Source organism: Burkholderia sp. BCC1998, assembly GCF_905339875.1.
Lineage (GTDB): Bacteria > Pseudomonadota > Gammaproteobacteria > Burkholderiales > Burkholderiaceae > Burkholderia.
Genome location: NZ_CAJPHE010000008.1, coordinates 58,486 through 81,935, shown reverse-complemented (window position 1 = coordinate 81,935; position 23,450 = coordinate 58,486). Strand labels below are relative to the sequence as shown.

At 67.1% G+C, this 23,450-nt stretch carries 21 protein-coding genes; 13 read left to right on the top strand and 8 right to left on the bottom strand.

The window, feature by feature from the left end; translation table 11 throughout:
- Window positions 1-33: 33 nt before the first annotated feature.
- Window positions 34-1,485 (top strand): NAD-dependent succinate-semialdehyde dehydrogenase, encoded by a 1,452-nt coding sequence (locus U5A56_RS16290; RefSeq protein ID WP_044848052.1) that lies wholly within the window; start codon window positions 34-36, stop codon window positions 1,483-1,485.
- Between the two features lie 159 nt (window positions 1,486-1,644).
- A complete protein-coding gene (locus tag U5A56_RS16285) occupies window positions 1,645-2,979 on the top strand; it encodes an MFS transporter (RefSeq protein WP_321923580.1) in 1,335 nt (444 codons plus the stop codon).
- A 156-nt stretch (window positions 2,980-3,135) separates the two neighbouring features.
- Here the strand turns inward: U5A56_RS16285 and U5A56_RS16280 are convergent, their stop codons facing one another.
- The gene (locus tag U5A56_RS16280) at window positions 3,136-3,435 is read right to left on the bottom strand and encodes a type II toxin-antitoxin system RelE/ParE family toxin (RefSeq protein WP_044848069.1); all 300 of its coding nucleotides are present in this window, start codon (window positions 3,433-3,435) and stop codon (window positions 3,136-3,138) included.
- Entirely contained in the window at window positions 3,432-3,689 is a 258-nt protein-coding gene (locus tag U5A56_RS16275) for a type II toxin-antitoxin system ParD family antitoxin (protein ID WP_321923579.1), read from the bottom strand. Before U5A56_RS16275 ends, U5A56_RS16280 begins: the two co-directional genes overlap by 4 nt.
- A 221-nt stretch (window positions 3,690-3,910) precedes the next feature.
- Between U5A56_RS16275 and U5A56_RS16270 the strand changes: the two genes are divergently transcribed.
- The 3 genes from U5A56_RS16270 (at window position 3,911) to U5A56_RS16260 (ending at window position 5,523) form a co-directional block, all read left to right on the top strand.
- On the top strand, window positions 3,911-4,051 hold the full coding sequence (locus tag U5A56_RS16270) for a hypothetical protein (RefSeq protein WP_193759804.1): 141 nt from the start codon (window positions 3,911-3,913) through the stop codon (window positions 4,049-4,051).
- A 138-nt stretch (window positions 4,052-4,189) separates the two neighbouring features.
- On the top strand, window positions 4,190-5,173 hold the full coding sequence (locus U5A56_RS16265) for a hypothetical protein (RefSeq protein WP_235879191.1): 984 nt from the start codon (window positions 4,190-4,192) through the stop codon (window positions 5,171-5,173).
- Window positions 5,170-5,523 carry a hypothetical protein gene (locus U5A56_RS16260; RefSeq protein WP_044848049.1) on the top strand — a complete coding sequence of 118 codons (354 nt, stop codon included), beginning with the start codon at window positions 5,170-5,172 and terminating at the stop codon, window positions 5,521-5,523. The genes U5A56_RS16265 and U5A56_RS16260 overlap by 4 nt, the downstream gene beginning before the upstream one ends.
- 166 nt (window positions 5,524-5,689) lie before the next feature.
- Here U5A56_RS16260 and U5A56_RS16255 read toward each other — a convergent pair whose 3' ends face one another.
- Window positions 5,690-6,565: a LysR family transcriptional regulator gene (locus U5A56_RS16255; RefSeq protein WP_321923380.1), complete on the bottom strand. Its 876-nt coding sequence runs from the start codon at window positions 6,563-6,565 to the stop codon at window positions 5,690-5,692.
- Between the two features lie 241 nt (window positions 6,566-6,806).
- On the opposite strand from U5A56_RS16255, the gene U5A56_RS16250 reads away from it, so the two are divergent.
- The 5 genes from U5A56_RS16250 to U5A56_RS16230 all read left to right on the top strand — a co-directional run bounded on the left by U5A56_RS16250 (window position 6,807) and on the right by U5A56_RS16230 (window position 13,867).
- Window positions 6,807-7,745 (top strand): LysR substrate-binding domain-containing protein, encoded by a 939-nt coding sequence (locus U5A56_RS16250; RefSeq protein WP_011356424.1) that lies wholly within the window; start codon window positions 6,807-6,809, stop codon window positions 7,743-7,745.
- Between the two features lie 336 nt (window positions 7,746-8,081).
- The gene (gene aldA / locus U5A56_RS16245; RefSeq protein WP_044848047.1) at window positions 8,082-9,506 is read left to right on the top strand and encodes an aldehyde dehydrogenase; all 1,425 of its coding nucleotides are present in this window, start codon (window positions 8,082-8,084) and stop codon (window positions 9,504-9,506) included.
- A gap of 132 nt (window positions 9,507-9,638) precedes the next feature.
- On the top strand, window positions 9,639-10,970 hold the full coding sequence (locus U5A56_RS16240; protein WP_321923378.1) for an MFS transporter: 1,332 nt from the start codon (window positions 9,639-9,641) through the stop codon (window positions 10,968-10,970).
- The gene (locus tag U5A56_RS16235) at window positions 10,967-12,184 is read left to right on the top strand and encodes a mandelate racemase/muconate lactonizing enzyme family protein (RefSeq protein WP_321923376.1); all 1,218 of its coding nucleotides are present in this window, start codon (window positions 10,967-10,969) and stop codon (window positions 12,182-12,184) included. The genes U5A56_RS16240 and U5A56_RS16235 overlap by 4 nt, the downstream gene beginning before the upstream one ends.
- A gap of 15 nt (window positions 12,185-12,199) precedes the next feature.
- On the top strand, window positions 12,200-13,867 hold the full coding sequence (locus U5A56_RS16230) for a GMC family oxidoreductase (protein ID WP_321923374.1): 1,668 nt from the start codon (window positions 12,200-12,202) through the stop codon (window positions 13,865-13,867).
- Window positions 13,868-13,976: 109 nt separating this feature from the next.
- On the opposite strand, the gene U5A56_RS16225 is transcribed toward U5A56_RS16230, so the two are convergent.
- Together U5A56_RS16225 and U5A56_RS16220 are read right to left on the bottom strand one after the other, a co-directional pair.
- Window positions 13,977-14,276 (bottom strand): barstar family protein, encoded by a 300-nt coding sequence (locus U5A56_RS16225; protein WP_321923372.1) that lies wholly within the window; start codon window positions 14,274-14,276, stop codon window positions 13,977-13,979.
- A gap of 149 nt (window positions 14,277-14,425) precedes the next feature.
- Window positions 14,426-15,325 (bottom strand): LysR family transcriptional regulator, encoded by a 900-nt coding sequence (locus U5A56_RS16220; protein ID WP_321923370.1) that lies wholly within the window; start codon window positions 15,323-15,325, stop codon window positions 14,426-14,428.
- A gap of 120 nt (window positions 15,326-15,445) precedes the next feature.
- Between U5A56_RS16220 and U5A56_RS16215 the strand changes: the two genes are divergently transcribed.
- A complete protein-coding gene (locus tag U5A56_RS16215; RefSeq protein WP_321923369.1) occupies window positions 15,446-16,477 on the top strand; it encodes an NAD(P)H-quinone oxidoreductase in 1,032 nt (343 codons plus the stop codon).
- Between the two features lie 14 nt (window positions 16,478-16,491).
- Here U5A56_RS16215 and U5A56_RS16210 read toward each other — a convergent pair whose 3' ends face one another.
- The 3 genes from U5A56_RS16210 to U5A56_RS16200 all read right to left on the bottom strand — a co-directional run bounded on the left by U5A56_RS16210 (window position 16,492) and on the right by U5A56_RS16200 (window position 19,401).
- Window positions 16,492-17,313, bottom strand: coding sequence for a quaternary amine ABC transporter ATP-binding protein (locus U5A56_RS16210; protein ID WP_052664826.1), 822 nt, complete (start codon window positions 17,311-17,313; stop codon window positions 16,492-16,494).
- 14 nt (window positions 17,314-17,327) lie between these two features.
- Window positions 17,328-18,293, bottom strand: a complete 966-nt coding sequence (locus U5A56_RS16205; protein ID WP_044848041.1) for an ABC transporter permease — start codon at window positions 18,291-18,293, stop codon at window positions 17,328-17,330.
- Window positions 18,294-18,363: 70 nt separating this feature from the next.
- Window positions 18,364-19,401, bottom strand: coding sequence for an ABC transporter substrate-binding protein (locus U5A56_RS16200; protein ID WP_124487046.1), 1,038 nt, complete (start codon window positions 19,399-19,401; stop codon window positions 18,364-18,366).
- A gap of 573 nt (window positions 19,402-19,974) precedes the next feature.
- Here U5A56_RS16200 and U5A56_RS16195 point away from each other — a divergent pair.
- Both U5A56_RS16195 and U5A56_RS16190 read left to right on the top strand, forming a co-directional pair.
- On the top strand, window positions 19,975-21,126 hold the full coding sequence (locus U5A56_RS16195) for a porin (protein WP_124487047.1): 1,152 nt from the start codon (window positions 19,975-19,977) through the stop codon (window positions 21,124-21,126).
- A gap of 884 nt (window positions 21,127-22,010) precedes the next feature.
- On the top strand, window positions 22,011-23,387 hold the full coding sequence (locus tag U5A56_RS16190) for an acetate kinase (RefSeq protein ID WP_124570822.1): 1,377 nt from the start codon (window positions 22,011-22,013) through the stop codon (window positions 23,385-23,387).
- Window positions 23,388-23,450: the final 63 nt, after the last annotated feature.

The window sequence follows — 23,450 nt, the reverse complement described above, 5'->3', positions numbered from 1 at the left end:
TGCGGCTCCGACGCACTGAAGGAACGACACACAATGAACGAATTTCTGAGGACCGGCCATTACATCGGCGGCGAATGGCACGAATCGCATGGCGCGAGCGATGCGACCTATCCGGTGCTGAACCCCGCGACCGGCGAGACGATCGCGAAAGTCGCGAAAGGCGGCGCCGACGACACGCAGCGCGCCATCGACGCGGCCGCGCACGCGTTTCCCGCGTGGCGCGCGCTGACCGCGAAGGAGCGTGGCGCACGCGTGAAGCGCTGGGGCGAGCTGATGCTCGAGCATCGCGATGCGCTCGCCGAGCTGCTGACGCGCGAGCAAGGCAAGCCGCTCGCGGAAGCGCGCGGCGAAGTCGCGTACGCGGCGAGCTTTCTCGAATGGTTCGCGGAAGAAGCGAAGCGCATGTACGGCGACGTGATCCCGAGCCCGAAGCCGGATTCGCAGATCGTCGTCACGCGCGAGCCGGTCGGCGTCGTCGCGGCGATCACGCCGTGGAACTTCCCGCTCGCGATGATCACGCGCAAGGCCGGCCCCGCGCTCGCGGCCGGCTGCACGATGGTGCTGAAGCCGTCCGAGGAAACGCCGCTGTCGGCGTTCGCGCTCGCGGTGCTGGCCGAGCGCGCGGGCGTGCCGGCCGGCGTGTTCAACGTCGTGTCGGGCGACGCGGTCGCGATCGGCGAGACGCTGACGAGTTCGTCCGTCGTGCGCAAGCTGTCGTTCACGGGCTCGACGCGGGTCGGCAAGCTGCTCGCGAAGCAGTCGGCCGACACGCTGAAGAAGCTGTCGCTCGAACTCGGCGGCAACGCGCCGTTCATCGTGTTCGACGATGCCGATCTCGATGCGGCGGTCACGGGCGCGATCGCGTCGAAGTTCCGCAACACGGGCCAGACCTGCGTATGCGTGAACCGCTTTCTCGTGCAGGACGGCGTGTACGACGCGTTCACGCGCAAGCTGGCGGACGCCGTGCGCACGCTGCGCGTCGGCAACGCGCTCGCCGGTGAAGTCGACCAGGGGCCGCTGATCAACGAGGCGGCGCTCGGCAAGGTCGAGCGGCACGTGGCCGATGCAACCGCGAAGGGCGCGCACGCGCTCACCGGCGGCAAGCGCCACGCGCTCGGCGGCACGTTCTACGAGCCGACCGTGCTGACCGGCATGACGCCCGACATGCTGATCGCCGAAGAGGAAACCTTCGGCCCCGTCGCCGGCTGCTTCCGCTTCACGACCGAGGAAGAGGCCGTCGCCGCGGCCAACGACACGCCGTTCGGGCTGTCCGCGTACTTCTACACGCGCGACCTCGGCCGCGCGTGGCGCGTGTCGGGTGCGCTCGAGAGCGGGATGGTCGGCGTCAACGACGGGATCATCTCGACCGAAGTCGCGCCGTTCGGCGGCGTCAAGCAATCGGGGCTCGGCCGCGAAGGCTCGAAGTACGGCCTCGACGAATACGTGGAACTGAAGTACACGCTGATGGCCGGCCTCGGCCGCTGACCGCTCCCCGCGGTCGATCCGCGCCGCGCGCCGCCCGGGCGCGCGGCGCCTTGCACGGCGCTCGCGGGCATTCGTGCCCGCGCAGGCCGCCGCATCGCGCATGACAATCCAGGAGGCAGCTTGACCCCAGCCAACGTTCAATCCGGCACCGCGCGCGCGTTGCCGCTGTCGCGTGGCGCCGAGGCGCCGCACCGCCCCGTCGCGCTCGACGACGTGCCGCTCAACCGTTTTCACGTGAAGATCGCCGGCCTCACGTTCGGCGCGCATTTCACCGAAGGCTACACGCTCGGCACGATCGGTTATGCGCTCGCCGCGCTCGGCGGGCAGATGCCGATCGACGCGTTCTGGATGGGGATGATCGGCAGCTCGGCGCTGATCGGCATCTTCTTCGGCAGCCTCGTGTTCGGCTGGCTGTCCGACCGGATGGGCCGGCAGAAGATCTTCCTGACGAGCTTCGTGATCATCACGGCGGCCGCGTTCGCGCAGTTCTTCGTCACGTCGCCGCTCGAACTGTGCGTGCTGCGCGTGCTGATCGGCTTCGGGATGGGCGGCGACTTCACCGTCGGCCACGCGATCCTCGCCGAATTCTCGCCGCGCAAGCATCGCGGTGCGCTGCTCGGCTCGTTCAGCGTGATCTGGACGATCGGCTATGTCGCCGCGAACGTGCTCGGCCTCGCGTACGGCGACGCCGCGCCCGACGCATGGCGCTGGCTGCTCGCGTCGGCTGCATTGCCCGCGCTGATCGTGCTGGTGCTGCGGATCGGCACGCCCGAATCGCCGCGCTGGCTGCTCGGCAAGGGCCGCGTGCAGGAAGCGCGCGCCATCGTCGCGAAACATTTCGGGCCGCACGTGATGCTCGACGGTTCGGCCGAACCGCAGGCGAATGCCGGCTTCGCGCGACTGTTCCGGCATGACCTGATCCGCCGCACGCTTTTCAACTGCGCGTTCTTCGTGTGCCTCGTGATTCCGTATTTCGCGATCTACACGTTCCTGCCGACGATCCTGAAGACGATCGGCCTCGCCGAAGGCTTCGGTGCGGACCTGCTGCTGAACGCGTTTCTCGTGCTGGGCGCGCTGATCGGCATCTGGCTGACGATCCGGCTGTCGCGACGCGGCTTCCTGATCGGCTCGTTCGCGGTGACGTGCGCGTCGCTCGTCGCGCTCGCGGTGCTGCCGTCGACGGCGGCCGTCGCGATGATCGTCGCGTTCGCGATCTTCACGCTGACAATGTCGGCGTTCAGCAACCTCGTCGGCGTGTTCCCGCCCGAGTGCTTCCCGACCGAAGTGCGCGCGAGCGGCGTGGGCCTCGCGATCGCGTGCAGCCGGCTCGGTTCGGCGATCGGCACGTTCCTGCTGCCGGCCGGCATCGCGACGTTCGGCTTTCACGCGACGATGTTCGCGCTCGCGGGCGTGCTGCTGATGGGGATGATCGTGTCCATCGCGTGGGCGCCGGAGACGAAGCATCTGACGCTGGAGGAAGCGTCGGGGCATTGACGAGGGTGGCGGGCCGCGTGGCCGCCGGCTTCATCGCGCGCGGGGCTTTTGCCTCGACTCGCCGCCGATGCGCGCCGGCGACACCGAGCGCGATTCTGTCGGACTCGGTCGCGGGCGGCTCGCTCATTCCGGGCGCGATGAGATGCTCGCGTTCGCTCAGAACAGAATCGACGCGTAGTCCCGCGCGCCGTGCAGGACGTGAAGGATGTCGATCCGCGTCGGCGGATCGCCGACGACCCGATAGAAGATCTGGTAGTTGCCATACACGCGGTGCCGCACGCCGTAACGCTCGAAGCGCGGCACCAGCGGAAACGCCAGCGGCATCGCGGCCAGACTCATGCACTTGTCGCGAATCTCCCGCACGAACGTCACGGCGCGTTGCGGGTTGTCGCGTGCAATGTAATCGGCGACCGCTTCGAGTTCGGCAATCGCAAAATCGGACAGGCGCACGATCAGGCCTGCCGATCCGCCTGCGCCCGATACTTCGCCTCGAGACGATCGAAGACTTCCGCCGCCTCGGCGCCGCGCCCTGCTTGCGCATCGGCCAGGCTGCGCGCGATCACCGCGTCCAGCGCGTTCAGTTGCGCCTCGCGATCCTGGATCAGGCGCACGCCTTCGCGCAGCACTTCGCTCTTGGACCCGTAACGCCCCGATTCGACCAGCATCGCGACATAAGCCTCCAGTTGCTGGCCCAGTTCCGCACTGATCATGTCGACCTCCCGACCGGATTGAATTCGATCCATCAAGCGTATCCCGGCTATCAACTATTATCAGGAAGACGATCTCCAGAGGGGCAGCGCGAATGCTTTCACATCCGATCGGGCGGATGAACGGAACCTGATTCCGACAGGCTGCTGCGGCGCCGGCATTCATCCGGTTTTCGCCTTCACGCGTGAAGCCTTGCCGAACGCTCACCATGCGGACACCGATCATGATCGAAGACATCGTCACGCCACAACCCGGCCTGAAGGTCTATGCGTCGGACACCGACGTCTTCGCCGCGCACCAGGCAGCACTCGCGCGCCATCTGCATCCGCTCGTGTCAATCGACCTGTCGGCGGTCGATCCGTAATGGGAGGGCTGGATCCACCTGATCAGCCCGGTCGAACCTTATGACGGGCTCGTCGGGCAGGACACGGCCGCGTGCCACAACGACTATCTGCGCGCGAACTGGATCGGGTTCCGGCTCGACGAAAACAACCGCTATACGTTGCTCGGCGACCCGCGCTACTTCTATCCGGAGAACCCGCCCGACACGTACGACGCAGGCTTTCGCAAGGAACTGGACACGCATTACACCGGGCAACAGGCCATACGAGCCGGTCAGCCGCGCGGCGCTGCTGACGTTCGACTGGTCGTAAGGCCGGCGGGACGGCGGGCGTTCCGTCTCGCGGTTGGCCGTTCGGCGGACTCGGCGCGGCGGATTCGCGGCGATATGCTGGGGTTTTCCATTCTTCCGGCCGCAACCATGCCCGCCCAGCATGTCGATCTCTGCCATGTTCTGCCGTACGAGGCGACGTACTTCGACGATCGTCTCGCGATCGATCGAAACGACCTCGACATTTCCGCGTTGCTCGGCGTGAGCGGCGACGTCTCTGACGAACTGCTCGTTTCGTTGTGCGGAGCGCCTACGGGATCGGAGATTCAAGCCTATCTCGACAGCAGAGGCTCGTTGACCTTCTCGGTCACGAACACCACGTGGATCCGATCCGAGAACCGCGTATCGGTGCGTCGAGAATCGGACACATCCCTACTCGAACTCAAGACAATCGATCTCGTCGACAACGCAATCGCGGGACTCGGCGCGGCGATGCTGTGGCGCATCGTCAGGGCGTCTGATACGTTGGGCATCACCCGAATCATTGCATTTGCAGCGGGGGGCCGGAAAGCAGCGCCCAAACCGGGCGGGCGCCAGCTATGCGGGTACTACGCGTGGCCACGGTTCGGTTTCGACGCGCCCATTCCCGACAAGTGCAGCGATGAAGCGGCGTTGTTCCAGTATTTCCAGGGGCACCCGATCGGTCTTGCCGACGGATCGCTCCGGTCGCTGCGTGCGCTCTATGCGACGCGATTCGGGCGAGATTTCTGGCGCGTGGCGGGATCGCACCGCTGGATGACATTCGACGTCGCACCGCATGGCACATCCGTGCACGCGTTGCACCGATACCTGATCGAAAAGGGGATTTACGAATGAACGCAAAGCACACGCCGATTGCCGGATTCCGGATCGCGCGCGCCACGGCGAAGCGGGGCCGGCCGGCGAACCGGCATCGCCTCGCACTCGTCTCCGAAGCCAGGCAACTCCTCGACATGCTCGTCGCAAACGAACTCCATCAAAGCCTGGCGCGCGTCATGCGCAAGTCCGCCGTCGGGCACGACACACGGCCAGCCGACATGCCGGCGTCCCCGCCGCGACGCACCGTCTTCAACGTCGGGCGTATCGATCTCTCGAAATGCCAGTTGCCGGTCGTATCGATCGCGGAAATCGAAGCCAGCGGCCGCCGGGAGACACTCATGCACTTCGGACACGACCCCGACGCGTAGCCGGCAACGACAGGAAAAAGCCGTCCGGTTCGGCTCGACAACGACCGTTTACGTCTCCCGTTGGTAACGGTCTTTAACGGACACCATGCCGGAAGCACTGTCCGACAGTGCCCGGCCTGATCCGATTTTTCCCGCATTCCGATCAGTCGCGTCCCACAATCGCCGCCTAACCCTTCCGCCCCGCCTGCCCCCGCAACCACGCGGCAAACGCAACCACGGGCTCGACCGCGATACTCTCCGGCTCGACATCGAGCCAATAGCCGAACGGTCCGATCGGCTGTACCGGCGACAGCCGCACGAGACTGCCCTCGGCGATCTCCTCCTCGATCATGTTCAGGTCGACCACCGCGAGCCCCGCGCCCTTGCGCGCCGCGCGGATCGCCTGTTCGAGCGTGGAAAACTCGATGCCGTCGGCGATCCGCGCCACCGGCACGCCGGCCTGCTCGCACCAGTCGGCCCATAGCGTCAGGCGCTTGCCTTCGTGCAGCACATGCAGCGACGGCAGTCGGCCGAGCAGCACGTCGAGCGCATCGCCGCGATAACGCGGCGCGCCGACGAGCGCATGCCGTTCCATCATCAGCAGCTCCGACTGCATTCCCGCGCGCGCCGCGCGCCCGAAGCGGATGTGGCAATGGCAGTCGTCGGCCGGCTCGGTGCGGATCGACAGCTCGACGTCGGGCAGCGCCTGCGCGAGCGTGCCGAGCCGCGGCGAAAACCACTGCGTCGCGAAGGTCGGCGGCAGCGACACCGTCAGGCGCCGCTTCGCACCCGGCCGCGTGGCGGCGACTTCGTCGACGCCGCGTTCGATCGTATCGAACGCCTGCCCGATGAACGGCAGCAACCGCTGGCCGGCATCGGTCAGGCGCACGCCCTTGTGATCGCGCTCGAACAGCCGCGCGCCGAGCGCCTCCTCGAGCAGCCGGATCTGCCGGCTCACCGCCCCCTGCGTCACGCACAGCGAAACCGCCGCACGGTTGAAGCTCAGGTGACGCGCGGTCTCCTCGAAAAATCGCAGCGCGATCAACGATGGCAGGCGTCGCATGATGTGTGTCCCTTTCGTTCGTATCGTTCGTATCGTTCGTATCGTTCGTGCTGTTGCGGGCCGGCGCCGCCGTCCATCCCGCCGGCAGTCTCATCGCAACGACGTGCATCAACCGCCGCGCCGTAAAAAGCCCCGAGGGCCCGCCCCCTTCGTCGCATCCATTCATCGCCCCCAGCGCCCGCGCCGCCCGCCTACAATAAGCATCCCGCACCAGACACGACACCGCCCCGTGAGACGCAAGATGCCGGCGCTGAACGCGCTGAAAGCCTTCGAGATGGCCGGCCGCACCGGCAGCTTCACACGCGCGGCCGAGCTGCTCAACGTGACGCAGAGCGCGGTCAGCCGCCAGGTTCGCCAGCTCGAGGGCCAGCTCGGCGAAACCCTGCTCGAGCGGCGCCATCACCAGCTCGAACTGACGGCGGCCGGCCGCGTGCTGCTGCGCGCGCTGCAGCAATCGTTCGACAAGATCGAGCTGACCGTACGCAGCCTGCAGGAAAAAACCCACCTGAACCGCCTGCGCGCGAACGTGCCGCCCACCTTCGCCGCGCGCTGGCTGATGCCGCGGCTCGGCCGGCTGCGCGACGCGCATCCCGAATTCGAGCTGAGCCTCACGACCCGCATCCACGACAGTCTCGGCGAATCGCGCGTGCTCGACTGCGCGATCCGCTTCGGCGACGGCGAATGGGACGGCTTCGACAACGCACTGCTGATGCAGGAGCAGCATATCGCCGTCTGCGCGCCCGCGCTGTATGCGCGGCTGCGGCAGGACGGCGCGCCGATCGACCTGAACCGCTTCACGCTGCTGCACGTGCTCGCCACCGACGACCAGCGCTACCTGACCTGGCAGCACTGGCTGAAGGCCGCCGGCATCGCCGACGTCGACACGCGCGGCGGCTACGAATTCGACCTGCTCGACCACGCGATCCGCGCGGCGATCGACGGCCTCGGGATCACGATCGCCGATCGCCACATGGTCGCGCGCGAACTCGCGACCGGGCAGCTGATGCAGGTGCTCAACGTACACGTCGACGGCCACCAGTCGTACTGGTTCGTCACGCGGCCCGAGCAGACGAACCTGCCGCACATCGTCCAGTTCCGCGACTGGCTGCAGCAGGAAGTGTGGCTCGCGAAGCGCCATCTCGAACCGTCGTCGCCGCTGCCGCAAGTGCCGCTGGCCTAACACACGATCCGTGCCCCAAGCGTAGCCGACCGCCCCGCGCCGCGCCGAAGCGTCAACCGCGGCCGACACCTTACCGGCTCCCGCTCGCGCGCGCATCCGGATCAGTCGAAAAATGCGGGCCCGCCGCCGCCCGTCCCGCTCGCGGCCCGCACCACGGCAGCCTTGCCGGACGCGCGATTCCGGCCGATCGGTCGAGTAACTTGCATTTTTCTCATGCTCGACGCGAAAATAAGTCGTTTGTCGTGCACTAAACGCATGAAGAGAATGGCCTCTGTCCCGTACCGCGCGCGTCGCCACCCGAAGCGATCCGCCCGCAATCATCGGAGGAGTCACTTCATGCGCACTGAACGCAACTACGTGAACGGCCGTTTCGTCGCCCCGGAAAGCGACGCGTTCATCGTGGTCCACAATCCCGCCACCGAAGCGCCGTTCGCGCGCGTGCCGGCCGCGACGCCGGCCGACGCGCTCGCCGCCGTCGACGCCGCGGCCGCCGCGCAAAAGGCGTGGCGCAAGCTGCCGAGCGCCGAGCGCGCCGTGTACCTGCACCGCTTAGCCGACGCGCTGACCGCGCGTGCTCCGGAGATCGGCGCGGCGCTCGCGCAGGAATCCGGCAAGAGCATCGAGGACGCGTCGAACGAAGCCGTCTACGCGGGCCAGATCACGCGCTATCACGCCGAATGGGCACGCCGGATCGAGGGCGAGATCATCCCGAGCGACACGCCCGACGAGAACCTGTTCCTGCAGCGCGAGCCGATCGGCGTCGTCGCATGCCTGATCCCGTTCAACTATCCCGTCTACACGCTGCTGCGCAAGGTCGCGCCCGCGCTGATCGCCGGCAATACCGTGGTCGTGCGGCCGAGCAACCACACGCCGGTGTCCGCGTTCGAGATCGCGAAGGCGGCCGACGAAGCGGGCTTCCCGCCGGGCGTCGTCAACATCCTGACGATGGATCACGCGACGGCCGAAGCGCTGTGCACGCACCCGGCAGTCGGGATGATCACACTGACCGGCAGCGTGAACGCGGGCCGCAAGGTGCTCGATTACTGCAAGGCGAACATCGCGAAGCCGTCGCTCGAACTCGGCGGCAAGACGCCCGCGATCATCGAGCCCGACGCCGACCTCGAACGCGCTGCCGCCGCGCTCGTCGCGTCGAAGACGACCCATTGCGGCCAGCTCTGCACGGCGATCGAGCGCGTGTACGTGCACGACAGCGTGCACGACCGTTTCGTCGCGCTGCTGAAGGAGAAGATGGCCGCCGTGCGCATCGGCGACCGTGCGCAGGACGCCACGCGGATGGGCCCGCTCGTCAGCGCATCGGCGCGCGCGCACATCCACGGGATGGTCGAACGTGCGATCGCGGCGGGTGCGACGCTCGAAACCGGTGGCGCGATTCCCGACGGCCCCGGCTTCTTCTACCCGGCCACGCTGCTCACCGGCGTGCGGCAGGACATGGAGATCGTGCAGGAGGAAACCTTCGGCCCGATCATGCCCGTGCTGCGCTACACGACGATCGACGAAGCGATCGCGCAGGCCAACGACCACCAGTTCGGCCTGTCGTCGGTGCTCTATACCGAGCGCTACCGCACCGCGATGACCGTCGCGAACGCGATCGAGGCCGGCGAGCTGTACGTGAACCGCACGCCGGCCGATCCGTACCAGGGCTTCCACGCCGGCTGGAAGCGCTCGGGCCTCGGCGGCGACGACGGCAAGCACGGGATGCTCGAATTCACGCAGACGCGCCTCGTCGTCATGAAGTACTGACACCGCCGCACCAACGCACCGTTTCCGGCGCGCGCACCACGACACCACGCCGCGCGCGCCGCCCCTGACCCGACCAGAACATAAAAAACCTGCAGGCGTCCGCTTCAAGGACGCCTGATGGAGGAAGACATCATGCCGACCCAACCGTCGACGCCCGCCGCGTCGCTCGCGCTGCACGACGACGCTCACGCGTCGCAGCATTCCCGCGCGCAACGCTACCTGCAACTGCTGCTGCTCGTGATTGCCGCGGGCGCGATCTACCCGATGCTGTATCTGCGGCAGGTGTACCAGCCGACGATGCTGCAGTTTTTCCATATCGACGACGTGCAGCTCGGTTACCTGTATTCGTCGCTCGGCACGATCTTCCTCGTCAGCTACCTGCCGAGCGGCTGGCTCGCCGACCGCCTGTCGCCGCGCTGGCTGATCTGCTTCTCGCTGCTCGCGACGGGCGCGCTCGGGCTCGTCTACGCGACCGGGCCGTCGTTCCACACGCTCGTGCTGATCTTCGGCGGCTGGGGGTTGACCACCGGCCTCACGTTCTGGGCCGCCGTGATCAAGCGCGTGAACATGATCGCGGGCCCCGACGAACAGGGCCGTTTCTTCGGGCTGCTCGACGGCGGCCGCGGGCTCGTCGAGGCGCTGCTCGCGACGATCGCGATCACGCTGTTCGCCTACATGACGCAAGCGCGTGGCGGCACCGATGCAGCCGGCTTCACGCTCGTCGTGCATCTGTACGCGTTCTTCTGCATCGCGCTCGGCGTGCTGCTCGCGCTGGTGAAGGATCCGGCGGGCGCGGACGATCGCAAGGCCGTGACGGAACGCCGAAAAGGCAGCGTGCTGACCGACCTGAAGACGCTCGCGGCGATCCCCGAGCTGTGGCTCGTCGCCGCGATCGTGTTCTGCGGCTACCAGGTGTTCTGGGCGACCTACAGTTTCTCGGCCTATCTGCATGAAGGCAATTTCGGGCTCAGCGCGACGGCGGCCGGCTTCATCACGACGCTCAAGCTGTGGATGCGTCCCGTCGGCGGCATCGGCGGCGGCTTCCTCGGCGACCGCGTGTCGAAGGTGTCGGTGCTGTTCTGGGCGCTGGTGCTCACCGCGCTGTCGCTCGTCGGGCTGATCGCCGCGCCCGCGCACAGCCCGCAGGCGATGCTCGTCGTGCTCGTGCTGTTCATCGGCATCCTCACCTATGCGATCCGCGGCCTCTACTGGTCGCTGCTCGACGACTGCAAGGTGCCGACCCATTGCGCCGGACTCGCGATCGGCCTGATCTCGGTGCTCGGCTATTCGCCCGACGTGTTCGTGCCGCTGATCAACGGCTACGTGACGCAGACCTGGCCGGGCGCCCACGGCTACCAGCTCTATTTCGGCTACATCGCTGCGATCGCGCTCTGCGGCGCGGGCGCCGCCGCGTTCCTCAAATACCGCCTCACCCGCATTCACCGTATCCAGGAGTCCGCATGAAGATCGTTTCGCTCGAAACCCATATCGTCGCCGTGCCGCCGCCGCATGTCGGCGGGATGTACTGGATCTTCGTGAAGCTGAAGACCGACGACGGCATCGAAGGCGTCGGCGAGATCTACTCGGCGACGTTCGGCCCGAAGGCGATGGCGCCGATCATCGACGACGTGTTCGAACGCCACCTGCTGAACCGCGACCCGCATCACGTCGAACGGCTGTTCCGCCAGGCCTATTCGAGCGGCTTCACGCAGCGACCGGATCTCACGATGATGGGCGTGGTCAGCGGCCTTGAAATGGCGTGCTGGGACATCATCGGCAAGGCCGCCGGCAAGCCCGTGTACGAACTGCTCGGCGGAAAGATCCACGAGCGGCTGCGCTCGTACACGTACCTGTACCCGAAGAACGCGAAAGGCGAATACGACTACGACGATCCCGACCTCGCGGCCGAATGCGCGGCCGAGAACGTGAAGCTCGGCTTCACGGCCGTCAAGTTCGATCCGGCCGGTCCGTACACGGCCTACTCGGGCCACCAGCTGTCGCTCGAAGTGCTCGACCGCTGCGAGACGTTCTGCCGCAAGGTGCGCGAAGCCGTCGGCAGCAAGGCCGACCTGCTGTTCGGCACGCACGGGCAGATGGTACCGTCGTCGGCGATCCGGCTCGCGAAGCGGCTCGAGAAATACGACCCGCTGTGGTTCGAGGAGCCGGTGCCCCCCGGCCAGGAAGAGGCGATCGCGCAAGTCGCGAAGCACACGTCGATTCCGATCGCGACCGGCGAGCGCCTGACCACCAAGTACGAATTCCACAAGTTGCTGCAGGCGGGCGGCGCATCGATCCTGCAGTTGAACGTCGCGCGTGTGGGCGGCCTGCTCGAAGCGAAGAAGATCGCGACGCTCGCCGAAGTGCACTACGCGCAGATCGCACCGCACCTGTACAACGGGCCGGTGGGCGCGGCCGCGAGCATCCAGCTCGCGACCTGCACGCCGAATTTCCTGATCCAGGAAAGCATCATGACGTGGGGCGGTTTCCACGCCGAAGTCGTGAAGACGCCGATCCGCTGGGAAGACGGCTACATCGTCCCGTCGAGCGAGCCGGGCCTCGGCATCGAACTCGACATGGACGTCGTGAAGCGCCACACGCCGTACACCGGCGAACGGCTGCATCTGCAGATGGGCGAAAAGCCCGTCGACGTGAAGGATCTCGCCCCCGCGAAGGGCTGAGCGCAAAGGACAGACATGAGCTACGACTACATCATCGTCGGCGCGGGCTCGGCCGGCTGCATCCTCGCGAACCGCCTGAGCGAATCGGGCCGGCACTCGGTGCTGCTGCTCGAAGCGGGCGAACGCGACGCGTCGTTCTGGTTCAAGGTGCCCGTCGGCTTCACGAAGACCTACTACAACCGCCGCTACAACTGGATGTACTACAGCGAGCCCGAGGCGCAGCTCGCCGATCGCAAGCTGTACTGCCCGCGCGGCAAGGTGGTCGGCGGGTCGGGCTCGATCAACGCGATGGTCTACGTGCGCGGCCAGCGCAGCGACTACGACGACTGGGCGGCCGCCGGCAATCCGGGCTGGGCGTATGACGACGTGCTGCCGTACTTCCGCAAGCTCGAAACCCACGCGGCCGGCGCGACCGATCCGCAGCATCACGGCGCGACGGGGCCGATCCACATCACGTCGATGAAGGCCGACGTGCATCCGATCGTCCATGAGTTCCTGAAGGGCTGCGGCGAACTGAACCTGCCGCGCACCGACGATTTCAACGGCGCGCAGTTCGAGGGCGCGGGCATCTACGACCTGAACACGAAGCACGGCGAACGCTGCTCCAGCAGCTTCGCGTACCTGCGTCCCGCGCTGGGCCGCGCGAACCTCACGCTCCGCTCGGGCGTGCTCGTGCGGCGCGTGACGTTCGACGGCACGCGCGCGACCGGCGTGGTCGTCGCGGGCGGGCATGGCGACGAAACGCTCGTCGCCGCGCGCGAGGTGATCCTCGCGGCCGGTGCAGTCGATACGCCGAAGCTGCTGCAACTGTCGGGCGTCGGCGATCCGGCGCTGCTCGCGCGCCGGCGCGTGCCGCTCGTGCATGCGCTGTCGGCCGTCGGCCGCAACCTGCAGGACCACCTGTGCGTGAGCTTCTACTTCAAGGCGAACCGGCCGACGCTGAACGACGAGATGGGCACCCTGCTCGGCAAGATGAAGATCGGCCTGCGCTATCTGCTGACGAAGCGCGGCCCGCTCGCGATGAGCGTGAATCAGGCGGGCGGCTTCTTCCGCGGCACGGCCGATGCGCACGAGCCGAACATTCAGCTCTACTTCAACCCGCTGTCGTACCGGATCCCGAAGAGCGACCGCGCGAGCATCAAGCCCGAGCCTTACTCCGGATTCCTGATCGCGTTCAACCCGTGCCGGCCGACGAGCCGCGGCACGATCGAGATCGCCTCGAACCGCGCGGAAGATGCCGCCAAGATCCACATCAATGCGCTGACCACGCAGAAGGATCTCGACGAGGCCGTGCAGGGCAGCAAGGTGATTCGTGCGCTGATGCGCGCGCCGGCGCTGAAGTCGATGACCGTCGAGGAAATCTCGCCGGGGCCGCAGGTCGATTCCGACGAAGCGATGCTGCAGTATTTCCGCGAGCAGTCGGGTTCGATCTACCACCTGTGCGGCTCGTGCGCGATGGGGCCGGACGCCGCGACGTCGGTGGTCGATGCGTCGTTGCGCGTGCACGGGCTGCAGGCGCTGCGGATCGTCGATGCATCGGTGTTCCCGAACATCACGTCGGGCAACATCAACGCGCCGACGATGATGGTCGCGGAGAAAGGCGCGGATCTGGTTCTGGCGGATGCGGGGCGTGGCGACGCGGCTGCCGTGAGAGCAAGCGAACGGGAAACGGTCACGCATTAAGGCGGCTGCGTTCTCGACGATGCGGGCAGGCGCGCGCCATGCGGTTGCGTGCCGGCCCGGTGATCGGCTTCACGATGCGACTCAACTCAACGCAACGTCAACGCCGCGACTACGCGCAATAGGACAACACGATCAACGGGTCGCCCCCTTCCTTCGTTGCTCGCCAGTTGATGAACGCGCTGCACTCGACGAGTGCGGCGAATATCTCCGGATTGCGGTCCTTCAACGCTCCCGCATCGTCGATCCGCAGCGACACGATGCCGTGCTCGTAGCAATAGTCGCTCATGCAATCGTTCCATGCATCCATGTTCCGGCCGTAGTAACCCGGAAATCCGAATTCGCTCGCGAAGTAGTCGTGAAACTTCGCCCAATCGCCAAGCGTTTTTCCGTCCACGCTGAATCGGTTCATCGAGCCCTCTCGTTCATCGGAAAATCACTACCGCCGTTCGTTTTTCACGCCCCGAGAGCCGGTTCGCCCGCATCGAACAGGTCGCGCCCGCCCGGGTCGATCCCGCAGATCGTCGACACACTGCAGCGAACCGCATCTCGTCCTTCAATTCACCTCCAATCCCGCGCCCCGCTCCGCACCTCCACCTCGTCGAACACCCGCACGATATGATCGATCATCGCGCTCATCCGCGCGGTATGTCGCAAGTCCTTGTGCGTCACCATCCAGACTTCGTAAGGACGCGCCGACGTACGCGCCGGCCACACGCGCACCAGCGCGTCGCGCTCCGCGATCGGCACCGGGAGTTCGGCGAGCCCGAGCCCGGCGCGCGCCGCCGCGCGCAACATCAGATTCGAATTCAACCCCGACACGATCCGCCCCGCGCGCACCGGCTCGCCGACCACCGTGAGCGGGCCGCGTGCATTCAGGTGCGGCAGGAAGCACACGAGGTCATGTCCTTCGAAGCCGGTGCCGGGCACCGGTTCGCCATGCCGCTCCAGGTATTCCTCCGACGCGTACAACCCCGTCGGCCACGCGGCGAGCCGGCGCGTGAGCAGATCGGGATTGTCGGGCTTGATCGTGCGGATCGCGATGTCCGCCTCGCGCTTGGCCAGGTTCTCCACCTGCGTCGACGTGTTGAGCAGCACGCGCACGTCCGGATGCTCGTCGTGCAGGTCGCGCATCGCGCGCATCACGAATTCGAGCCCGATCGTATCGGTCGTCGTCACGCGCACGTCGCCGGCAAGACGCCGGTCGACGCCCTGGGTCTGCCGCACCAGGTCGATCGCCGATTGCTCCATCTTCTCCACGTTGCGCAGCGCGACCTCGCCCACCGCGGTCGGCACGTACCCGGCCGACGTGCGCAGGAACAGCGTCGCGCCGAGCGCGCGCTCGAGCGCCGCGAGCCGCCTGCCGACCGTCGCCTGGTCGAGCCCGACCGCCCGCGCGGCGCCGCGCAGGCTGCGTTCGCGGTGGATCGCGAGAAAGATCCGAGCGTCGTCCCAGTTCAAGCGGCTTCTCCGGTGTGATGCAAATTTGCATCTGTGGTCGTGCAAATCGCTGCGCGAATTCATCAAGGCCCAAGCCTATACTTTTTTCACCGACCACTCACCAGTCTTTTCGAGGCAAACATGTCCGATACGCTCTCCCCCGTTCCCGCCGACATGGCGGCAGTCGAAATCACCCGCCCCGGCGGCCCCGAAGTCCTTGCAACCGCACGTCGCCCCGCGCCGCAGCCGAAGGCAGACGAAGTGCTGATCCGGGTTCACGCCGCCGGCGTGAACGGCCCGGACGTGCTGCAACGCAAGGGACTCTACAACCCGCCGCCCGGCGCATCCGACATCCCGGGCCTGGAAATCGCGGGCGAAGTCGTCGCGACCGGCGCAGCCGTGCACGGCTTCGCGCCGGGCGACCGGGTCAGCGCGCTGGTGACGGGCGGTGGTTATGCGGAATACGCGGTCGCCCATCAACTCACGACGATGAAGCTGCCGCCCGGACTCGACATGATCGAAGCCGCGGCGCTGCCGGAAACGTTCCTGACGGTCTGGCTGAACCTGATCCAGCGCGGGCGGCTGCAGGCGGGCGAATCGGTGCTGATCCACGGCGGCGCGTCGGGCATCGGCACCACCGCGACGATGATCGCGAAGGCGATGGGCGCGTCGACCGTCATCACGACGGTCGGCTCGGAAGCGCATCGCGCCGCGAGCCTGCGGCTCGGCGCGGATCACGCGGTGCATTACCGGGAAGAAGATTTCGTCGCCGAAGTCGACAGGATCACCGCCGGCAAGGGCGTGGACGTGATCCTCGACATCATCGCGGGCGACTACGTCGCGCGCAATTACCGGGCCGCGGCGATGAACGGGCGGATCCTGCAGGTCAGCGCGCTGAACGGGCCGGCGAAGGAACTCGACGTGTGGCCGATGATGACCAAGCGCCTCACGCACATCGGTTCGACGCTGCGCTCGCGCACGCCGGAGGAGAAGGGCGCGCTCATCGCCGAACTCGAACGGCACCTGTGGCCGCACGTCGCAGCCGGCACGGTCAGGCCGCAGGTGTTCCGCACCTTCCCGCTCGACGACGCGCGCGGCGCGCACGCGCTGATCGACTCCGGTGTGCACGTCGGCAAGATCGTGCTGACGACGGCCGCGCACCGCGCGGCCTGACCGGGCACGACGCGTCAGTTCACGCTCGTGCGCTTCTCGACGAACCGCCGCACATAATCGTCCGCCGGACGCGACAGGATGTCGTCCGGCGTGCCGACCTGCACAAGCGTGCCGTCGCGCAGGATCGCGATCCGGTCGCCGATGCGCAGCGCCTCGTCGAGATCGTGCGTGATGAACACGATCGTCTTCGACAGCGTCGCCTGCAGTTCGAGCAGTTGATCCTGCATCTCGGTGCGGATCAGCGGATCGAGCGCGGAGAACGCCTCGTCCATCAGCAGCACGTCGGTATCGGCCGCCAGCGCGCGCGCCAGCCCGACACGCTGCCGCATCCCGCCCGACAACTCGTCCGGATAATGATCGCCGTAGCCGTCGAGCCCGACCTTCGTCAGCCAGTTGCGCGCGGCCTCGGCCGCGTCGTGGCGCTTCTCGCCGCGCGTGCGCAGCGCATACGCGGCGTTGTCGAGCACGGTCTGGTGCGGCAGCAGCCCGAAGTTCTGGAACACCATGCTGACCTTGAAACGGCGCAGCTCGCGCAGCCCGTGCGCGTCGAGCTTGATCACGTCGCTGCCGTCGATCACGATCTCGCCGGCCGTCGGCTCGATCAGCCGGTTGAAGTGCCGCACGAGCGTCGATTTCCCGGAACCCGACAGCCCCATGATCACGAAGATCTCGCCCGACTCGATGCCGAGGCTCACGTCGTTGAGCCCGACGTTGCAGCCGGTTTCGGCCAGCACGTCGGCCTTGCGCTTGCCCGAGCGCAGCAGGTCGAGCACGCGCGCATGCGCGGCCTGCGGCCCGAACAGCTTGTACACGTGTTTGACGTCGATGGTCGCCATGTCTGCCTCCGTTCCTATGCGCGCGACGATTGCGTCGCCTGATTCGAATCGACGCCCGCCGACTCCGCCTTGCGCGGCAGCCGGTACGGCACGCGCGACGCGCCCTTCTGTCGGCGCTGCTGTGCGAGCCGGCGGCGCGCGCGCCGCTCCTGGCCGAAGCCCTGGCTGATCCGGTCGATCACGATCGCGAGGATCACGATCGCGAGGCCGGCCTGCGTGCCCTTGCCGACGTCGAGCGTCTGGATGCCCGCGAGCACGTCCTCGCCGAGCCCGCGCGAGCCGATCATCGACGCGATCACGACCATCGACAGCGCCATCATCGTCGTCTGGTTGATGCCGGCCATGATGCTCGGCCGCGCGAGCGGCAACTGCACGTTGACGAGCAATTGCCAGCGCGTCGTGCCGAACGCACGCGCGGCTTCCGTCACGTCCGGATCGACCTGGCGGATGCCGAGATCGGTCAGGCGGATCAGCGGCGGCAGCGCGTAGATGATCGTCGCGAGGATCGCGGGCACCTTGCCGAGGCCGAACAGCATCAGCACCGGGATCAGGTACACGAAGCTCGGCAGCGTCTGCATCACGTCGAGCACGGGCAGCAGCATCCGGCGCAGCCATGCGCTGCGCGACGCGAGGATGCCGGCCGGCACGCCGATCGCAACCGACAGCACCGTCGCGACGAGCATCAGCGCGAGCGTCTGCATCAGCTTGTCCCACAGGCCGAAGCAGCCGATCGCGTAGAGCAGCAGCATGAAGAGCGCGCCGAGGCCGATGCGGCGCGTCGCGTTCCACGCGATCGCGCCGACGACCAGCAGCACGAGCCACGGCGGCGCGACGCGCAGCGCGCCTTCGAGCGGCACGAGCAGGTAGCGCAACACGAGCGCGCTGAAGTGATGGAAGCTGTCGCCGTATTGCGCGACGAACGTCTCGAGCGCGCTGTTCACCCAGTCGGCGATCGACAGGTGCAGAAAGAAGCCGTTCATGTTGATTCTCCGTCGCGCCGCGAAGGCGCGTGACGGCGGCGACGGGCGCGGGCCCGTCGCCGCGCGCAGGTTACGCGCCCTTCAGGCTGCCGGCGATCTTCTGCGCGACGTCGGCCGGCACCCACTGCTTCCACATGTCCTGACGGGTCTTCAGGAACTGCGTGGCCATCGCCGCGCCGTCGATCTTCCTCGTCGTCATCTCGAGGATCGTCTGGTTCAGGAAGTCCATCGGGAAACGCACCTTGCCGAATACGCCGACGAGATCGGGATTCGCATCGGCGAACGGCTTCGACACGCCGACCGTCAGCCGCGACACCATGTACGACGACGCGCACTGGTGCGTGCTGCTCTCGTCGCGCAACGTCTTCCAGCATGCTTCGTTATAGGCCGGCATCTTCAGCGCGGTGAACTTGTATTTCGCCATCAGCGCGGCCGGGCCCCAGTAATAGAACACGATCGGCGCGCCGCGCTGGTACGCGGACGCGATCGCCGCGTCGAGCGCCGCACCGGTGCCCGGGTGGAAGTTCGTGTACGACTGGTCGAGCTTCAGCACCTTCAGCAGGCGCGTGTTCACGCGCTCGCAGTCCCAGCCCGTCGGGCAGTTCAGGAAGCGGCCCTTGTCCGGTTCCTCCTCGTCGGCGAACACCTGCTTGAACTTCGGCAGATCGTCGACCGACACGAGCCCGGGCGCGACCGGCTTGATGTTGCGCGCCGGATCGCCCTTCACCACGTAGTCGGGCACGAACCAGCCTTCGGTCGTGCCGCCCGGCAGCGTGTCGCCGATCAGCTTCACGGCGCCCGACGAAACGGCCTTCGCGGTGATCTCGCTGCGGCCCGTCCACTGCTCGGCCCAGATCTGCAGGTCGTTGCGCGCGAGCGCCGTTTCGGTGGCGGCCGTGCTGCCCGGCACGACGTCCGTCTTGCAGCCGTAGCCCTTCTCCATGATCTGCCGCAGCACTTCGGTCGCAAACGATCCGCTCTCCCACGTGATGCCCGCGAAATGGACCGTCTTGCCGTCGGCGCACGCGCCGCCGGCCGCATGGGCCGCGGGCGCGGACAGGATCGCCGCGGCGGCGAGAAGGACCGTTTTCAGTCGTCGAATCTGCATGGTGGGTCGTCTCCAAATCGAATCTGTTGTTTGTGCGTCGCGGCATGCGCGGCGACCGGCAAATCGCGAAGCCAGCCACGTCCGGTCAGGCTGCATGGTCGAGCCACCAATATGTTTAGGGAAACGAGTAATTCCGATCATTGCAATCGGCAGCGCCAATCGATCGTCGGGTGCCTCGCGAGGCCCGCCGGACGGGCCCCTCAGCCGATTCACCGGGCCCGCGCACGGCCCGGAACGGGCTGCGTCGAGCCTTGTTCGGGCACAGCTCGACCCACATTGAAGCGCGGCGCCGCGCACACCGTTTCGACCGTCGAAACGACCCGCCGCGCCCCATTGGCGAACCCGATCCCATCCATCGAAATTACTCGCTTTCGAATCCGTTTCGGCTTGGGAAGAATGCGCGGTGTCATCGGAGGAGACACGACCCGACCCAGCCGGTCGCCGCGCCGCCGCGCATCGCGCGTTTCCGGCGCCGCGCGCGCTGCGCCGGGTCGCCCCGGATGACGGGGCGCGCCTCGCCGGACGCGCTCACGACAACCGATACAAGAAGCTGGATATCCCGGAGATCTCTCAATGAAAAAGACCCTGACGGCGCTCGCCGTAACGGCAACCTTCGCAGCCCCCGCGTTCGCGCAAAGCAGCGTCACGCTGTACGGCGTGATCGACGAAGGCCTGAACTACACGAACAACGTCGGCACCGGCCACGTCTACGAGATGGCGAGCGGCTACGCGCAAGGCAGCCGCTGGGGCCTGAAGGGCAGCGAGGATCTCGGCGGCGGCATGAAGGCGATCTTCCAGCTCGAGAACGGCTTCGACGTGAACACCGGCCGGCTCAACCAGGGCGGCCGCATGTTCGGCCGCCAGGCATACGTCGGCCTGAGCCAGACGCAGTACGGCACGCTGACGTTCGGCCGCCAGTACGACTCCGTCGTCGACTATCTCGCGCCGACCACGGCCAACGGCAACTGGGGCGGCTACCTGCTCGCGCACCCGTTCGACAACGACAACACCGACAACTCGTTCCGCCTCGACAACACGGTGAAGTACGCGAGCCCGAACTTCGGCGGCTTCCAGTTCGGCGGTGCATACAGCTTCAGCAACAGCACGAACTTCTCGGACAACCGCGCGTACAGCTTCGGCGCGCAATACCAGAACAACGGCCTGCTGATCGGCGCCGCCTACCTGCAGGCGAACCGGCCGGGCGACGGCTCGGCCGGCGCGATCACCGCGAACGACGCGAGCTACATCGCCGAGCGCATGCGCGTGTTCGGCGCGGGCATCAACTACACGTTCGGACCCGCGACGGTCGGCTTCGCATACACGAACTCGAACTACAAGAACCCGACCGGCAACGGCTACCTCGGCACGCCAGGCGCGATCATCGCACCGGGTGCGACCGTCAGCGCGATCAAGTACCAGAACTTCGAGGTGAACGGTTCGTACCAGATCACGCCGGCGTTCATGGTCGGCGCGCAGTACGTGTTGTCGCTCGAGAAGTACGACGCATCGACCGGCGACGCGAAGCCGAAGATCCACTCGGTCGGATTGATGGCCGACTACAACCTGTCGAAGCGCACCGACGTGTACGTGCAGGCCGCGTACCAGCACATCGCCGGCGACAAGACGAACTCGATTCTCGACAACGCGTTCATCCCCGGCACCGACGCGCCGTCGTCGACGTCGAACCAGGTGGCCGTGCGTCTCGCGCTGCGCCACAAGTTCTGACGCAACCCGGTTCTCCGTTCTTCACGCGACACCCGCGCCGCTCGGCCCGAGGTGTCTTCGCCCGCCCGCAAGCGCCAGCCTGCCGGCGGGTTTTTTGTTTCGCGCCGCGACGACGCGAGGCAACGTGATTCGGCGCAGGTCGTGCGTGCGCCCGGTCAACGCTGACAGGACAACCGCCCACGATTCGCCGGTACGCTGCGTGCCACCTCGACGTCAGGCATTCCCATGCCGCACGACGAGCGCGACGTATCGCGCGGCCATCAAGCCCGAGCCGTATTCCCGATACCTGATCGCGTTCAACCCGTGCCGGCCGACGAGCCGCGGCACGATCGCGCTCGCGTCGAATCGTTTCCCGCGCAACCGACGCGCCTCACGGATGGAAGGGAACGCGCGATTTCCGCGCGATCGCCTCTCCGGCAACGGCGGTCGCCCCCCTGCATCGCCTGATCGGAACAACGCCCGCCGGCACACGGGAAAACACTGCCATGAACCCGCCGCGCAGCCTGCGCGCACGGGCTCGAAACGTGCATTCGGTTTTGACGCAAGCCCCCGTGAAACAGGGAGAACCGTGACGTCCGTTGTCCACCGTACGCGGGCAAGGGTTTGTCTGGTTGGCTTTCGATGCCCGCCTGCACTAGCCTCGTGAGGTCTGCCCCCGCGTCGTTCGGCCGGCGGGACATGACGTCGTGCACATCGACAATCGAGTGTCGGCGCGCGGCCTCGCTGCCGACGTTTCATTGCGTTCGATCACGCATGTCGTTGCCGCCGGAGAAACATCCTCTGGCTCGCGTGCGATGTGACGCGAGGAGATCCGGGGCAACACGCGCGCCGGCCAGCCGTCGGTGTGCACCGGGGAACCGCAGGCCCGATCGTGGAGACGCACCGTGAAGCGCATGCCATTTCGCTGCATCCATGCCATCAGCTATGCAAGCGTGCTGCTCTTTCAGGCCCAGGCGCAAGCGCAGTCGCTCGACGCCCAGTCGACGCAGGAGAACATTTCCGCGCTGCGCCAGGAAGTCGATCGCCATCTGCAGGAACTGAGTGCGCTCAAGCGCAAACTGGCCGACGAGGAAGCCAATCTCTCGCGCCTGAGCCGGGCGCTGGACAACCGCGAACTCGCGGCCCGGCGTGGCGCGGGCACCGGCGATGCCGGCGGCTCCGGCGACGCGGCGACGCAGGCCGATACCGGCTCCCCGGGCGGCGCGCCCGGCGCGGCCGGCAACGCCCCCGGCAACGTGCAATCGTCGGCCGGGTCCGCCGCGCCGCCGAGCCGGCCGGTCGGCCAGGCGCCGGTGGCGGAAACCGCACCGCCGCCTGTCGCGCCGATCTTCGATCAGCCCGGCGTGCTGACGCCGAAGAACAAGTTCGTCGTCGAGCCGTCCTTCCAGTTCAGCTATTCGTCGTCGAACCGCGTCGCACTCGTCGGCTACACGATCATCCCGGCGCTGCTGATCGGCCTGGTCGACGTACGGGAAGTCAAGACGACCACGCTGACGGGCGCGGTCGCGGTGCGCTACGGGATCACCAACCGGATGGAAGTCGAAGTCCGCGTCCCCTATGTGTACTCGACGAACGACACGATCAGCCGCGAGATCTTCACCGGCACCGCCCAGGACAACGCGTTCAACAGCCACGGCAAGGGCCTCGGCGACGTCGAAATGACGCTGCGCTACCAGTTCAATACCGGCGGCCCCGACAAGTTCTATTACATCGGCTGGCTGCGCTTCAAGAGCGCCACCGGCAAGAGCCCGTTCGACGTCGTCACCGACTGCGTCACGCGCTGCGTCGGCAATGCCACCGGCACCGGCCTGCCGCTCGAGCAGCCGACGGGCTCCGGCTTCTACGCGATCCAGCCTGGCCTCACGTGGCTCTTTCCGTCCGACCCGGTGGTGTTCTTCGGCAACCTGAGCTATCTGCACAGCTTCAGCCGCGACAATCTCAGCCTCACGATTCGCGATGGACAGAAGGACTTCATCGGCAAGGTGCAGCCCGGCGACATCTGGGGTTTCAATATCGGCATGGGCCTCGCGCTGAACGAGAAAGCGTCGGTGAGCCTCGGCTACGACCAGAGCATCGTACTGCCGACGAAACAGAACGGCCAGACGGTGCCCAGTTCGGTGCGCGTGATCCTCGGCTCACTGCTCCTCGGTTACTCGTACCGGTTGTCGCCGAAGACCACGCTGAATCTCTCGATCGGCGCCGGCCTCACACGCGACACGCCGGACGTGGTCATGACGCTGCGCGTGCCGATCGCATTCTGATCGCCAGCGTGCGCGTGCGGCGGGCCGCGCGCCGCACGCGGGCCCCGGCGCGCCAGTGCGCGC

Excerpts from the sequence above, each read along its gene's own strand:
- U5A56_RS16195 (WP_124487047.1), top strand. The coding sequence starts at position 19,975 with ATGAAAAAGACCCTGACGGCGCTCGCCGTAACGGCAACCTTCGCAGCC.
- U5A56_RS16255 (WP_321923380.1), bottom strand. The coding sequence starts at position 6,565 with ATGCGACGCCTGCCATCGTTGATCGCGCTGCGATTTTTCGAGGAGACC.
- aldA (WP_044848047.1), top strand. The coding sequence starts at position 8,082 with ATGCGCACTGAACGCAACTACGTGAACGGCCGTTTCGTCGCCCCGGAA.
- U5A56_RS16225 (WP_321923372.1), bottom strand. The coding sequence starts at position 14,276 with ATGAACCGATTCAGCGTGGACGGAAAAACGCTTGGCGATTGGGCGAAG.
- U5A56_RS16215 (WP_321923369.1), top strand. The coding sequence starts at position 15,446 with ATGTCCGATACGCTCTCCCCCGTTCCCGCCGACATGGCGGCAGTCGAA.
- U5A56_RS16240 (WP_321923378.1), top strand. The coding sequence starts at position 9,639 with ATGCCGACCCAACCGTCGACGCCCGCCGCGTCGCTCGCGCTGCACGAC.
- U5A56_RS16200 (WP_124487046.1), bottom strand. The coding sequence starts at position 19,401 with ATGCAGATTCGACGACTGAAAACGGTCCTTCTCGCCGCCGCGGCGATC.
- U5A56_RS16260 (WP_044848049.1), top strand. The coding sequence starts at position 5,170 with ATGAACGCAAAGCACACGCCGATTGCCGGATTCCGGATCGCGCGCGCC.
- U5A56_RS16290 (WP_044848052.1), top strand. The coding sequence starts at position 34 with ATGAACGAATTTCTGAGGACCGGCCATTACATCGGCGGCGAATGGCAC.
- U5A56_RS16210 (WP_052664826.1), bottom strand. The coding sequence starts at position 17,313 with ATGGCGACCATCGACGTCAAACACGTGTACAAGCTGTTCGGGCCGCAG.
- U5A56_RS16250 (WP_011356424.1), top strand. The coding sequence starts at position 6,807 with ATGCCGGCGCTGAACGCGCTGAAAGCCTTCGAGATGGCCGGCCGCACC.
- U5A56_RS16205 (WP_044848041.1), bottom strand. The coding sequence starts at position 18,293 with ATGAACGGCTTCTTTCTGCACCTGTCGATCGCCGACTGGGTGAACAGC.
- U5A56_RS16275 (WP_321923579.1), bottom strand. The coding sequence starts at position 3,689 with ATGATCAGTGCGGAACTGGGCCAGCAACTGGAGGCTTATGTCGCGATG.
- U5A56_RS16270 (WP_193759804.1), top strand. The coding sequence starts at position 3,911 with ATGATCGAAGACATCGTCACGCCACAACCCGGCCTGAAGGTCTATGCG.
- U5A56_RS16235 (WP_321923376.1), top strand. The coding sequence starts at position 10,967 with ATGAAGATCGTTTCGCTCGAAACCCATATCGTCGCCGTGCCGCCGCCG.
- U5A56_RS16230 (WP_321923374.1), top strand. The coding sequence starts at position 12,200 with ATGAGCTACGACTACATCATCGTCGGCGCGGGCTCGGCCGGCTGCATC.